Source organism: Vibrio bathopelagicus, from assembly GCF_014879975.1.
GTDB lineage: Bacteria > Pseudomonadota > Gammaproteobacteria > Enterobacterales > Vibrionaceae > Vibrio > Vibrio bathopelagicus.
The window spans coordinates 3,635,996-3,649,238 of the sequence record NZ_CP062500.1; the positions used below are offsets into that span (position 1 = coordinate 3,635,996).

The 13,243-nt window shown below is 44.2% G+C and carries 15 protein-coding genes; all 15 read right to left on the minus strand.

Annotation, left to right across the window (positions count from 1 at the left end; all coding sequences use genetic code 11):
- Positions 1-27: 27 nt before the first annotated feature.
- The 15 genes from atpB to IHV80_RS16470 all read right to left on the minus strand — a co-directional run bounded on the left by atpB (position 28) and on the right by IHV80_RS16470 (position 12,934).
- Positions 28-825: a F0F1 ATP synthase subunit A gene (atpB, locus tag IHV80_RS16400; RefSeq protein WP_004735733.1), complete on the minus strand. Its 798-nt coding sequence runs from the start codon at positions 823-825 to the stop codon at positions 28-30.
- A gap of 8 nt (positions 826-833) precedes the next feature.
- Complete coding sequence (locus IHV80_RS16405) at positions 834-1,223, minus strand: F0F1 ATP synthase subunit I (RefSeq protein ID WP_004735732.1); 390 nt, start codon at positions 1,221-1,223, stop codon at positions 834-836.
- Positions 1,224-1,414: 191 nt separating this feature from the next.
- Complete coding sequence (locus IHV80_RS16410) at positions 1,415-2,296, minus strand: ParB/RepB/Spo0J family partition protein (protein WP_017111745.1); 882 nt, start codon at positions 2,294-2,296, stop codon at positions 1,415-1,417.
- 23 nt (positions 2,297-2,319) lie between these two features.
- Complete coding sequence (locus IHV80_RS16415; RefSeq protein ID WP_192889660.1) at positions 2,320-3,093, minus strand: ParA family protein; 774 nt, start codon at positions 3,091-3,093, stop codon at positions 2,320-2,322.
- 14 nt (positions 3,094-3,107) lie between these two features.
- Positions 3,108-3,740 carry a 16S rRNA (guanine(527)-N(7))-methyltransferase RsmG gene (gene rsmG, locus IHV80_RS16420; RefSeq protein ID WP_102296559.1) on the minus strand — a complete coding sequence of 211 codons (633 nt, stop codon included), beginning with the start codon at positions 3,738-3,740 and terminating at the stop codon, positions 3,108-3,110.
- A complete protein-coding gene (gene mnmG, locus IHV80_RS16425; RefSeq protein WP_012605106.1) occupies positions 3,740-5,635 on the minus strand; it encodes a tRNA uridine-5-carboxymethylaminomethyl(34) synthesis enzyme MnmG in 1,896 nt (631 codons plus the stop codon). The genes rsmG and mnmG overlap by 1 nt, the downstream gene beginning before the upstream one ends.
- Before the next feature lie 480 nt (positions 5,636-6,115).
- Positions 6,116-6,550, minus strand: coding sequence for an FMN-binding protein MioC (gene mioC / locus IHV80_RS16430; protein ID WP_192889661.1), 435 nt, complete (start codon positions 6,548-6,550; stop codon positions 6,116-6,118).
- A 48-nt stretch (positions 6,551-6,598) separates the two neighbouring features.
- Positions 6,599-7,960 carry a tRNA uridine-5-carboxymethylaminomethyl(34) synthesis GTPase MnmE gene (gene mnmE, locus IHV80_RS16435; protein ID WP_029223656.1) on the minus strand — a complete coding sequence of 454 codons (1,362 nt, stop codon included), beginning with the start codon at positions 7,958-7,960 and terminating at the stop codon, positions 6,599-6,601.
- A 130-nt stretch (positions 7,961-8,090) separates the two neighbouring features.
- The gene (gene yidC / locus IHV80_RS16440) at positions 8,091-9,713 is read right to left on the minus strand and encodes a membrane protein insertase YidC (protein ID WP_192889662.1); all 1,623 of its coding nucleotides are present in this window, start codon (positions 9,711-9,713) and stop codon (positions 8,091-8,093) included.
- A 2-nt stretch (positions 9,714-9,715) separates the two neighbouring features.
- A complete protein-coding gene (yidD, locus tag IHV80_RS16445) occupies positions 9,716-9,973 on the minus strand; it encodes a membrane protein insertion efficiency factor YidD (RefSeq protein ID WP_004735802.1) in 258 nt (85 codons plus the stop codon).
- The gene (gene rnpA / locus IHV80_RS16450; RefSeq protein ID WP_017055478.1) at positions 9,940-10,263 is read right to left on the minus strand and encodes a ribonuclease P protein component; all 324 of its coding nucleotides are present in this window, start codon (positions 10,261-10,263) and stop codon (positions 9,940-9,942) included. The genes yidD and rnpA overlap by 34 nt, the downstream gene beginning before the upstream one ends.
- Positions 10,264-10,308: 45 nt before the next feature.
- Complete coding sequence (gene rpmH, locus IHV80_RS16455) at positions 10,309-10,443, minus strand: 50S ribosomal protein L34 (RefSeq protein ID WP_004735800.1); 135 nt, start codon at positions 10,441-10,443, stop codon at positions 10,309-10,311.
- Positions 10,444-10,649: 206 nt separating this feature from the next.
- Positions 10,650-11,387, minus strand: coding sequence for an amino acid ABC transporter ATP-binding protein (locus IHV80_RS16460; protein WP_017111750.1), 738 nt, complete (start codon positions 11,385-11,387; stop codon positions 10,650-10,652).
- A complete protein-coding gene (locus tag IHV80_RS16465; RefSeq protein ID WP_004735796.1) occupies positions 11,384-12,055 on the minus strand; it encodes an amino acid ABC transporter permease in 672 nt (223 codons plus the stop codon). The genes IHV80_RS16460 and IHV80_RS16465 overlap by 4 nt, the downstream gene beginning before the upstream one ends.
- A 129-nt stretch (positions 12,056-12,184) precedes the next feature.
- Positions 12,185-12,934: an amino acid ABC transporter substrate-binding protein gene (locus IHV80_RS16470; RefSeq protein ID WP_065104230.1), complete on the minus strand. Its 750-nt coding sequence runs from the start codon at positions 12,932-12,934 to the stop codon at positions 12,185-12,187.
- Positions 12,935-13,243: the final 309 nt, after the last annotated feature.

Sequence of the window (13,243 nt, forward strand, 5' to 3'; positions counted from 1 at the left end):
TAGTTAGAATAAAGCTTAAAAATTTTTTTAGTGATCACTATCTTCATGGGCCATTGATAGGTAAACGATTGTCAACATCATGAAAACAAACGCTTGAATCAAAATAACCAAGATATGGAAGATAGCCCAAGGTAGTGCACCTACCCATTGTAAGTACCACGGTAGCATTGCCGCGATAAGAATAAACACCACCTCACCCGCAAACATATTACCAAATAAACGCATACCTAGAGATAGTGGCTTCGCTAATAACGAAATTACCTCAAGTACCAAGTTAAATGGAATCATGATTGGGTGATTAAATGGATGCAGTGCCAATTCTTTAGCAAATCCGCCCAAGCCTTTCACTTTGATGCTGTAGTAGATCATCAGAGCAAAAACACCTAAAGCCATTGCCATTGTTATATTTACATCAGCTGTAGGAACCACTTTCAAGTAAGGGATACCTAGCCAATGCTCTGCAGGATACGGTAAGAAATCGATAGGCACTAAGTCCATCAAATTCATTATGATAATCCAGCAGAATATAGTCAGTGCTAATGGAGCTACCAGAGGATTGCGGCCATGGAAAGTTTCTTTAACGTTGTCGCCAACGAATTCCACTACCATTTCAACAAAACACTGAAGCTTACCAGGTACACCTACTGTTGCTTTCTTAGCGACTGAGCGAAAAACCCAAAGGAATAACACCCCTGTCAGCACAGAAAAAAACAGACTGTCTATATGTACGTTCCAGAAACTTGTTTCCTCTACAAGACCAAACTTAGCTAAAGAAAGGTTTTGTAAATGGTGTTCAATGTATCCGGATGCTGTTGGCGCAGCCATAACTCATCCTATTTTTTATTGTTAATGAAAAGCACTGGCGCAAAGATATTAATACCTAGAACCAGTAAATAGGTCAGTTTGAGGGGAATTAATTCCACCTGCATATACATGTAGACAATAGAGAATAGTAAAACTGTGATTAAGATTTTGAGCACTTCACCGGCATAGAACGACGCCGCAACTAACTTAGTTGCGCGAGCTCCACAAAATAGGAAAGCACACACACAAAAAACTACATTCGCGATGACAAAAATACCGCCACCGATTAATGCAGCAAAACCCCAATCAGGATTAACAGCTAAACCTAACCCTATCGCCACTAATATAACCGCGCTAAGCTCGATCAATAACATTTGCTTTGCAAGCACTCGTCCTGGTCTTGCTAACGCCGCTACCATGTATTCGTTCCTCTTAAAGCCCACTTTACCACTCGCTTAAAAGCGTGCTGAGAAATTGGCGAAAATTATACGTTCAGCCAAATTGATTGCAATCACAATGCAGCAATCATTTACATTTTTGCATACAAACCGACAACTTTTGTACGCAATTACTTGTTTATTACATAATTGACCTAAATCAATTATCTCATTTAGTACTCTAGTTTAGCAATAAGTTGCTCTAATTTGTGAGGCTCATCAAGAGTAATTGTCACTTTTGACTTACCGCTAACAGAACGAGTAACTGAAACGTTTGCTTGCAATTTTTCCGTAAGTCTTCGTGAAAGTTCGATGGCTTCTTTGTCCTCGGGCTTCGATTCAGACTCAACCTCTGGTTTTAAGCACTTTTTGACAAGTTGCTCAGTTTGACGCACGGTCATTTGTTTGCTTGCCGCGGTGTTAGCCGCTTCTACCTGAACATCGCCTTCAAGTGCTAATAATGCACGAGCATGGCCCATCTCAAGCTGCTTTGACACGACTAACGCCTTTACCGGCTCAGCCAATTGATTTAGACGCAGTAGGTTACTCACGGTTGCGCGAGATTTACCTATCACATCAGCCACCTTCTGGTGCGTCAGTTCAAATTCGTTTTGTAAACGTTCTAAAGCCTGCGCTTCCTCGATCACATTCAGGTCTTCACGCTGAATATTCTCAATTAACGCCATAGCAATGGCGGCCTTGTCTGCGACTTTCTTAACCAGACAAGGAACCTGCTTAAGACCGGCTTGACGCGCGGCTCTCCAACGACGTTCACCAGCGATGATCTCAAACTGGTCCTGCGTTAAATGGCGCACAACAATCGGCTGAATAATACCTTGAGATTGGATTGAAGCAGCCAACTCTTCTAGCGCTTCTGGCGCAATATCCTTACGCGGTTGATATACACCTGGCTTTAAGCAACCAACAGCAATCTCAATCAGTTCTCCATCAGCAGACAAAGCCTGGCTATGAGAAGCAACTTGTTGTTTTTCACGAGCCAACGAGCTAGTTGCAAGCAATGCATCTAGCCCTTTTCCTAAACCACGCTTAGACATTGAGCGAATTCCTTTGGTTAGACTTATACTGGGACTTCTTCACGACGCAACATTTCGCCTGCAAGAGCAAGATATGCTTTAGCACCTGCGGAATATTTGTCGTAGTACATTGCTGGCTTGCCATGACTTGGCGCTTCTGCCAGACGCACATTACGAGGGATCACAGTTCGGTAGACTTTATTACCGAAGTGTTTTTTGAGTTGATCAGAGACTTCATTCGATAAGCGGTTACGAGGATCATACATTGTACGCAGAAGACCTTCGATCTTCAGATCTTCGTTTACTACAGCTGCAAGCTTACTGATGGTATCCATCAATGCAGTCAAACCTTCTAGAGCAAAGTATTCACATTGCATAGGAACCAAAACGGAATCAGCCGCAGCCATCGCGTTGATTGTAAGAAGATTTAATGACGGTGGGCAATCAATAAAGATGAAATCATAGTTACTGCGAATGGATGCCAGCGCATTCTTTAGACGAACTTCGCGAGCAAATACTTCCATCAGCTTGATTTCTGCTGCCGTAACGTCACTGTTTGCGGCAATGAGGTCGTAATTACCAGATGTACTTCGGCAAACTACCTCATCGAATGGGCAGTCTTCAACCAGCAAATCGTAAGCAGTTGCTTCAACCTGATATTTGTCGACACCACTCGCCATAGTGGCATTACCTTGAGGGTCGAGGTCAACAACCAATATCTTGCGTTTAGTTGCCGCCATTGATGCTGCTAAGTTAACACAAGTTGTTGTTTTTCCTACGCCACCTTTTTGGTTGGCAATTGCTACAATTCTACCCACTATGGCCTCGCTGATTATCCCTGACGCGATAAAGTAACTAAATGACGCTCTCCATCAAGCTCTGGCACTTGCAAAGCTTTGATGTCTGTCACTGAACACCATTCAGGTAACAGGTCGATTTCGTCTCTAGGATGTTGTCCCTTAAGAGCCAAAAATACACCGGATTGCTCTTTAGGTAAATGGTGACACCACTCTACCATGTCTGTCATTGAAGCAAACGCACGACTGAGCACTGCATCAAACTTTTCTTCTGGTTGAAATTCTTCAACACGGCTTTGTACTGGAACAACGTTGTCGATGCCCAATTCATGAATCACTTGTTTAATAAAACGAATACGCTTGCCTAGGCTATCGAGCAAGTAAAATTCGCAGTCAGGGTTCATGATTGAGAGCGGAATCCCAGGAAGGCCAGGACCTGTACCTACATCAATAAAGCGCTTGCCTTGTAAGTGAGTGCTAACAATGATGCTATCTAAGATATGTTTCACCATCATTTCTTGCGGGTCACGAACAGACGTTAAATTATAGGCCTTGTTCCATTTATTGAGTAACTCAACGTAGCCCACTAATTGGCTACGTTGTTTTTCCGATACTTCAAGTTCAGTCTGGCCAATCAGGTGATCCAGTTTTTCGCGTAATGCGCTCATTATGCTTCCTCACCTTTTTTCAATAGGCCGTGCTTTTTCAGATAAACCAACAAAATCGAGATTGCAGCAGGCGTAATACCAGAGATACGCGATGCAATACCGATCGAGTCAGGTTTAGCGGTCGTTAGTTTTAGAACCACTTCGTTAGAAAGCCCTTTTACCTTGCTGTAATCGATGTCAGCCGGCAGTTTGGTGTTTTCATGACGCAATGATTTTTCAATTTCATCTTGTTGACGCTGGATATAGCCATCGTACTTAACTTGAATCTCAACTTGCTCAGAAGCTTGTTGATCTTCCAATGCAGGACCAAAACGATCCAACGATGTTAATTGTGAATAAGTCATTTCAGGACGACGAAGAAGATCTTCACCACTCGCTTCACGAGACATTGGTGTTTTAAGGATCTGGTTCAATTGATCAATATCTTCAGATTTTGGATTAATCCATGTTTCTTTAAGACGTTGACGTTCTTTCTCCATATTTTCCATCTTCTCGTTGAATCGCGTCCAACGAGCATCGTCGACCAAGCCAAGTTCACGTGACTTTTCAGTCAAACGGATATCGGCGTTGTCTTCACGTAGCAACAAGCGGTATTCGGCACGAGATGTAAACATGCGGTACGGTTCTTTGGTACCCATTGTCGACAAGTCATCGATAAGTACACCCATGTAAGCTTGATCGCGGCGTGGGCTCCAGCCCTCTTTGCCTTGCGTAAACAAACTCGCATTCAAACCGGCCATTAAGCCTTGTGCTGCAGCTTCTTCGTAGCCAGTGGTGCCATTGATTTGCCCAGCAAAGAACAGCCCCTTAATAAACTTGGTCTCGTAAGTCAGTTTAAGATCGCGAGGGTCAAAGAAATCGTACTCAATCGCGTAGCCAGGACGAACGATGTGTGCGTTCTCAAAACCTTTCATTGAGTGAACGATTTTTACCTGAACATCAAACGGCAAACTGGTTGAAATACCATTCGGGTATAACTCATGTGTCGTTAGGCCTTCAGGCTCAATGAAAATCTGATGACTGTTTTTATCAGCAAAGCGCATCACTTTGTCTTCGATCGACGGACAGTAACGAGGGCCAATACCTTCAATCACACCAGCGTACATCGGGCTGCGATCGAGATTGGCACGAATAACGTCATGCGTATTTTCGTTAGTATGCGTGATGTAACATGGAATCTGACGCGGCTGCTGAGCTCGGTTACCCATGAATGAGAAAACCGGAGTCGGGTTATCGCCGTGTTGAACCTCAAGCTCAGAAAAATCAACGCTGCGTGCATCGATGCGAGGAGGTGTGCCCGTTTTTAGGCGATCAACACGAAATGGAAGATCACGAAGACGGTCAGCAAGCGCGATCGATGGTGGATCACCCGCACGTCCACCAGATGAACTTTCCATACCAATATGGATCTTACCGCCTAGGAATGTGCCTACCGTTAAGACCACAGCGTTAGCGCGGAATTTAAGGCCCATTTGCGTAACCACACCCACCACTTGATCTTGTTCAACGATCAAGTCATCAACCGACTGTTGGAACAAAGTTAGGTTCGGTGTGTTTTCAAGAACATTACGGACAAAGGCTTTGTAAAGTGCGCGGTCAGCTTGTGCACGAGTTGCACGTACCGCAGGGCCTTTTGATGCGTTTAATGTTCTGAACTGAATACCTGCATGATCAATAGCTTGCGCCATTAATCCACCCATAGCATCGACCTCTTTTACCAAGTGGCCCTTACCGATCCCGCCAATGGCTGGGTTGCAAGACATCTGTCCCAACGTATCGATATTATGAGTTAGTAATAACGTACTTTGACCAGTACGTGCAGATGCGAGTGCGGCTTCCGTTCCTGCATGGCCACCACCAACAACGATGACGTCAAATTTTTCGTGATAAAGCATGAACCGACCTCAGGTACTCAAACGTTTCTAGATTGATAAAAAGGAGCGATATTCTACCTGTTTTCATAGCTTGAGAAAACGTTTTTGGAATTTTTCGAGAAAGCTGTTTTTAATTAATATAGATAAGATCTTTAAAGAGATCTTTTATTAGATCTATTATTAGGATCGAGGGTATCTGTGGATAAGCCAAAAATGATCAACAAGATCATGGATCTTTTTTGGATCAAAGGGTGTGATCTAACTTTGATCATGATGAGGATTAGCTGGGATCAAAATGGCTACTTATACACAAGAGGGAATTACCTAGAAAGTTGTTATTTGGATAACTATAGGTTAATCACCGTATATGTATGATCTTATCCACAGAGAAAATTGAAAAAAATGACATGTATTTGGATTTATTTTCAAAAAAGTTATTCACAATCACGATATTCAGAGACAAAAAAAGCGGCATAAGCCGCTTTTTAGAAGATTGAGGTGTTAAAAGTGGTCACTATGATCGTTAAACCAATCCTCTGCAGCATCCTCAGGAACCGGTGTTTCAAGAACATCAATGGTAAAACACGCTGAAATGGGCTGAGCACCAAGCTTTTCTAGAAGCGAATAAGCAGACTGACCTGCAGAACAGAAGGTGTCGTAGCTTGAGTCACCAAGAGCAACCACAGCAAAGCGAATTGCGCTTAAATCGGGAGATTCTTGATTCAATGACTTGATCAAAGGTTGGATATTATCAGGAAACTCACCCGCACCATGCGTCGATGTCACCAATAACCAAGTACCTTGCTGCGGAATATTGTCGTATTCAGGTTGATTATGAAGTTCGATCTCGTGCCCTTGGGCCTCTAGAAGATCGTTAAGGTGATCGCCAACGTATTCAGCGCCACCTAAGGTGCTGCCAGTAATAATGTGGATCATTAAGCTGTCCTTACAAAAGAAAAGGCCAGCGTAAGCCAGCCTTTATGGTTATTTACCGATACAGAATGAAGAAAATATACGACCCAATAAATCATCTGAACTGAACTCGCCAGTGATCTCATTGAGGTGCTGTTGGGTGATTCGGAGTTCTTCCGCTAATATCTCTCCGGCCATGTAGCCTTCAAGTTGTTGTTGCCCAATATCAAGGTGTTCTGACGCGCGTTCTAGGGCATCTAAGTGGCGACGACGTGCCATAAAACCACCTTCGTTGCCACCAGCAAAGCCCATGCACTCTTTAAGATGGCTACGTAGGGCATCGACACCTTCACCTGTTTTTGCAGATAGGCGGATGAGAGTAGGATCATTAACATGGCAGATCCCGAGCTCTTCACTGGTTTGATCCGCTTTATTGCGGATCACGGTCATACCTATGTTATTGGGTAGACGATCAACGAAATCAGGCCAAATTTCTTTAGGGTCAGTTGCCGTTGTTGTCGTGCCATCCACCATAAATAATACGCGATCTGCTTGTGCAATTTCTTCCCAAGCGCGTTCAATACCGATTTTTTCTACTTCATCGGAGGCGTCACGCAGGCCTGCGGTATCAATAATGTGCAGTGGCATGCCGTCAATATGGATATGTTCACGCAGTACATCACGTGTCGTTCCCGCAATATCGGTCACAATGGCAGACTCTTTACCCGACAGCGCATTCAATAGGCTTGATTTACCCGCATTTGGGCGACCTGCAATCACGACTTTCATGCCTTCACGCATGATTGAGCCTTGATTGGCTTCTTGGCGCACAGCTTCTAGGTTATCAATGATAGCTTGTAAGTCAGTACTTACTTTACCGTCAGCCAGAAAATCAATTTCTTCTTCTGGGAAATCAATTGCGGCTTCAACGTAGATTCTTAAGTAAATCAGAGAATCTACCAGCGTATTAATGCGTTTAGAGAATTCACCTTGCAGGGATTGTAGTGCTGATTTCGCCGCTTCTTCTGAGCTTGCGTCAATCAGGTCAGCAATCGCTTCAGCTTGCGTTAAGTCCATCTTGTCGTTCAAGAATGCACGCTCAGAGAATTCACCAGGACGCGCGGCACGTACACCTGAGATGGATAGGATACGTTTGATCAGCATGTCCATAACCACAGGACCACCGTGGCCTTGCAGCTCTAACACATCTTCGCCAGTGAACGAATGTGGGTTAGGGAAATAAAGTGCAATACCTTGGTCGAGTTCAGTGCCATTGTGAGATTTAAAAGGCAGGTACTCGGCATAGCGCGGTTTTAGTACTTTGCCTGTTACTTCTAGAGCGACTTGAGCGGCTTGTGGGCCTGAAACGCGGATAATACCTACGCCACCACGCCCTGGCGCAGTCGCTTGAGCAACAATCGTATCTGTAGTCATAGTTGTGCCTGCTAGCATGTGAAGGCCAAAGGGGGCGTTCACGATTAATCAATTAGCTGAATTGTAATCAGCTCAAAACAAAAAGGCGACCTTTTGGTCGCCTTTCTTTTATCTCTTGCTGTTATCGAACTTACTTAGAGTGTAAGCCTTTCTTTTCCAGCGCGCGGTAGATAAGCGTTTGCTGAATCAGAGTTACGATATTCGATACTAGCCAGTAAAGAACCAGACCTGAAGGGAAGAACAAGAAGAAGAAAGTAAACATAACCGGCATAAAGGTCATGATTTTCTGCTGCATTGGATCCGTTACAGTTGTCGGGCTCATCTTCTGGATTAGGAACATTGAAGCACCCATCAGAAGTGGCAAGATGTAGTATGGGTCTTGTGCTGAAAGGTCAGTAATCCAACCGAAGAACGGTGAGTGACGTAGTTCAACAGACTCCATTAGTGCCCAGTATAGCGAAATGAAGATCGGCATTTGCAAGATGATAGGTAAACAGCCACCAAGTGGGTTTACTTTCTCTTTCTTGTACAGCTCCATCATTTCTTGGCTCATGCGTTGACGGTCGTCGCCAATACGCTCACGCATTGCAGTCAGCTTAGGCTGAAGCATACGCATTTTCGCCATAGACGTGTACTGAGCTTTCGTTAGTGGGTACATAGCACCACGAACGATAAACGTTAGACAGATGATTGCCAGACCCCAGTTCACAACGATGCCTTGAATGAATGAAAGCAGAGTATGAAGTGGTTTAGCAATGAACCATAACCAACCGTAGTCAACTACTAGGTCTAGGTTAGGTGCAACAGCAGCCATTTGGTCTTGAAGTTTAGGACCAACCCAAAGCGTTGCTTTAAAGCTTGCTTCGTCGCCAGTAGCGATGGTTTTGTTCGGCATGCGAACACCGATGTCACCAAGGTTACCGATTACACGAGTGTAAAGGTTGCTGCCTGCTTCGTCGCGTGGGATCCATGCACTTGCAAAGTAGTGCTGAATCATCGCTGCCCAACCTTGACCATTTGCTAGGTTAAGAGACAGGTTGCGATCTTGCATGTCGTCGAAGCTGTATTTTTTGTAACGCGTGTCTTCCGTAGAGTAAGCACCACCACGGTAAGTTGGCATTGTTAGGCTACCGCCGTCATCCATTACGTTCTGACGTAGGTGAGCGTACATGCCGAATGTCGCGTTGTTACCAGAGTTGTTGACTACATCGTATTCAACATCCATTGCGTAGCTGCCACGCTTAAGGACGAATGTTTTCGTGTAATCAAGGCCGTTCGCTTGGTAAGTCATCGGGATGCGTAGTTCATCCTGACCATCAGCAAGCGTGAAGCTGTCTGCTGAAACCGTGTAGCTAGGGCGGTTAGTGCTGCTTAAATCGATACCTTGAGGGCCAACTAGACCGCTTTGTGCGATAAATTGGTGACCTGGTTCGTTCTTAAGAAGAACAAACGTATCTTCAGAATCAAACTCAGCAGAGTAATCATTTAGATTTGCTTTAACGACATCACCACCAACCGTATCAATTGACAGAGTCAGTACATCAGTTGTTACTGTGATAGTTTTAGCAGAAGAAGAAACTTGACCAGGAGCCGGGTCTAGATCATCTGCATAAGATGGCGCTGGTAGGGTGCTGCCAGATTGTGCCTGCTCAACCGCTTGTGGTTCTGGGTTCTGAGCTACGTTCCATTGTTGGAACAGTAGAAAAGAAACCAATGCCAATGCGATTAACAGGATATTACGTTGAGAATCCATCGTTATTTATCTCTGTCTTGTTTTTGGACCGGTGGAACGGGGTCAAAGCCCCCTTCGTTCAAAGGATGGCATTTTAATAGACGTTTGCCTGATAACCAACACCCTTTTACAAAACCGTGAGCTTTCAACGCTTCTATCGCATATAAAGAGCAGGTTGGAGTAAATCGGCAGCGTGGGCCGATGAGTGGACTAATAAACCATCTATAAAAATAGATGGGTATTAGCGCTATCCACGCGAAGGGCGAGACAGGCGAAGCCATAATTTGTCGAGTAGCTTGAACATTTCTTCATTGCTTAAATCTTGCGCGCTCTTCTTAGCGATTACAACAAAATCTTTGTTAGGAAGTTTGTGTTGAGTGTTACGAAAGCTTTCACGAGTAAGACGCTTGAATCGGTTACGACCCACGGCGGTTTTAATCTGCTTTTTCGGAACGGCTAATCCAAGGCGAGGATTTGAAAGAGAGTTATTTCGGGCAATAATGGTGAAATGAGGGGAGCCGGCTCGATGAGCTTGCTTGAAGACATTTTGATAATGTTCGGGAGTTAACAAGCGTAACTCCCGACCGAAGGCTAGCTTATTCAAAATAATCAAAGATTACTTAGAAAGACGCTTACGGCCTTTTGCACGACGTGCATTGATTGTTGCGCGACCGTTCTTAGTAGCCATGCGAGCACGGAAACCGTGTGTACGCTTACGCTTTAGAACTGTAGGTTGAAAAGTGCGTTTCATTGTAATTACCTTACTGATCAGTAGTTTTAGGTTTTTGTTAAACCCGGCGTGGGCATTTTTTCTCTTCTTTATATAAGAAAGGAAAACCGACGCCTCTCAACAAAGAGGCGGAATTGTAATCACTGTCACAAAAAGTGTCAATGATTGGGTTAACTAAAATTCCGGTCGGGGGATTATACGTAGAATAACTAAAATCACAAGGATCCTTAGTCGATCCCAACCTTATTTAAGAATTTTTGTAATTTAGGATCCTGTGGATTACCAAAAATATCCTGTGGAGATCCCTGTTCGACAATATGGCCATCAGCCATGAAGATCACTCGGTCTGCAACCTCTTTAGCAAATTGCATTTCATGGGTGACCACCAGCATGGTTTGATGCTGATTTGCCAATTTTTTCATTAGGTTAAGTACTTCACCAACCCACTCAGGATCGAGCGCTGAAGTCGGCTCATCGAACAATAAAAGCTCCGGTTGAAGGGCCATAGCTCGGCCAATACCAACGCGTTGCTGCTGCCCACCAGAAAGCGCTGCTGGGTAGCTATCAGCTCTGTCACCTAAACCGATGTCATCTAATATTTGTTGTGCTTTTTCATGAGCTTGCTGCTTTTTCCAACCACGAACGGTAATCAAACCTTCGGCAATATTTTGCTTCGCCGTTTGGTGAGCAAACAACGCGTAGTTTTGGAACACAAAACCGGTCTTACGGCGCAGTGCCAGTACCTCGGCTTTGGTGTGTTTTTTTACATCGACGTTAATATCATCAATGGAAATCTTGCCTTGATCGGCTTGCTCGAGAAAATTAACGCAGCGCAGCAATGTAGACTTACCAGTACCACTTGAACCTATGATGACAATTATCTCACCTTGATTGATTTCTAGGTCGATCCCTTTAAGAACTTCGGTGTCACCAAACTGCTTGTGGATATTTTCTAATTTGATCATCGTACATACGCCTTATTCAGTTTCACTTCGGCCCAGATTTGAATGCGAGTGAGGATAACCACCACACCCCAATAAATCAGCGCAACCGCTAGGAAAGCCTCAAAGAAGCGGAAACTTGAAGATGCTTCCATTTGAGCTTTAGCCATTATTTCAGCCACCCCTAAGGTGAAGGCAAGGGAAGTCGACTTAATCATGTCGATGAAATAGTTCATCAAAGACGGCAGTGCCACACGGGTAGCCTGCGGCAAGATCACTCGACGCATGGCTTGGCTGGTTGTCATACCAACTGAGAGGCTGGCTTCCATTTGGCTACGATCGATACCGATAATGGCAGCACGAATACTTTCAGCCATGTAGGCAGCAAAGTGTAAGGTTAAGCCGATAACCGCGGCGCCAAACGCATCGAGTCCAACCATCCACGGAAATACCTGGGGTAGCCCGTAGTATAGAAGGAACAGTTGCACCAGCAGTGGCGTGCCTCTGAAGAAGCTAATATACAGCTGGCTCAGTTGGTCGAGTACAGGGATTTTGAATACACGAATGTTCGCCAGTATCAAAGATAGAATCAGAGCGAAAAATAAGCCCCAGATTGCCATCTCCATAGTGGTGCCTAAATACTTCAGCAGTATTGGCAACAGACCTAGCATGTAGTTAAAGTCAAATCCCATAATCTATCTCATATTTTTATTGGAAGTATTGTTTGGAAATACTGTTATATCAGGCTTTTTAATCAGTACACAAAAGCAAAAAGCCCACCGCTGTATAAGCAGTGGGCTCTGAATGCATTGAGTGAGTAATTACTTCTTAGTAATGTCCGCACCGAACCATTTTTGAGAGATGCTCTCTAGCGTACCATCTTCACGCATTGCTGCGAGTGCTTGGTTTACTTCAGCTTGCAATTTTTTGCCGTTATCGTTGTTTACGAAAGGCCATGCATTCTCGATAGTCTCGAATGGTTGTCCTGCTAGCTGTAATGGTAGACCAGTCTTCTTAATAAGCTCTAGTGCTGATAGGCGATCCATAACGAATGCATCGGCACGACCCAGCGCAACATCATGCTCAATACCAGTATCGTAGGTTTTGACATTGATTTTGCCATCTTTGTCGTAGCTGCGCAGCAGTTGCTCAAAGTTTGAGCCAAGGTTTACCGCAACCGTCTTACCATCAAGGTCTTCGATGCCTTGAATGCTGTCATTACCTTTACGAACGGTAATTTGTGCGCCGTCTACTACGTAAGGGTCTGCGAATAGGTATTTCGCTTTACGTGCATCCGTGATTGTAATTTGGTTTGAAATCGTATCGATTCGACCTGTTTCAAGAAGACCGAACAGACCAGAGAAGTTTGCTGTCACGTATTCAACGCTATAGTCATTACGTTTACCGATCTCATCCCATAAATCCACTTCAAAACCTTGTAGTTGGTCCTGTTTCACGAAAGTGAATGGGAAGTAGCGACCAGACATGCCGACTTTAACTTCAGTGGCAGCTTGAACAGTAGCAGCAGAGAGTGCGATAGCCGCAATTGCAGCCTTAATCCAGTTATTCATTTGGTAACTCCTTATATTTATGGGATTGGATGTTACTGGGAAAATGCTCAATAGAATAAATAACCAGATGTTATTAACCATAACCAGATCGCATTCTCGTTTTGGGGATAACTAGTAAGGATCCGGGCATAAGTGGATCGTTGTGTGAGTAAAGTAGGGGCAAGGTGTGTGGATCCAGCCAATTTCACCCTATTTATTGTGAATAACTTGGATCTTATTCACTGGATTTGTGATCAATTGCTGGTGATCTGACTTATCAACAGGTAAAATTAGCGGTCATTTCATATAACTTAAATAGAGTGGGGCACC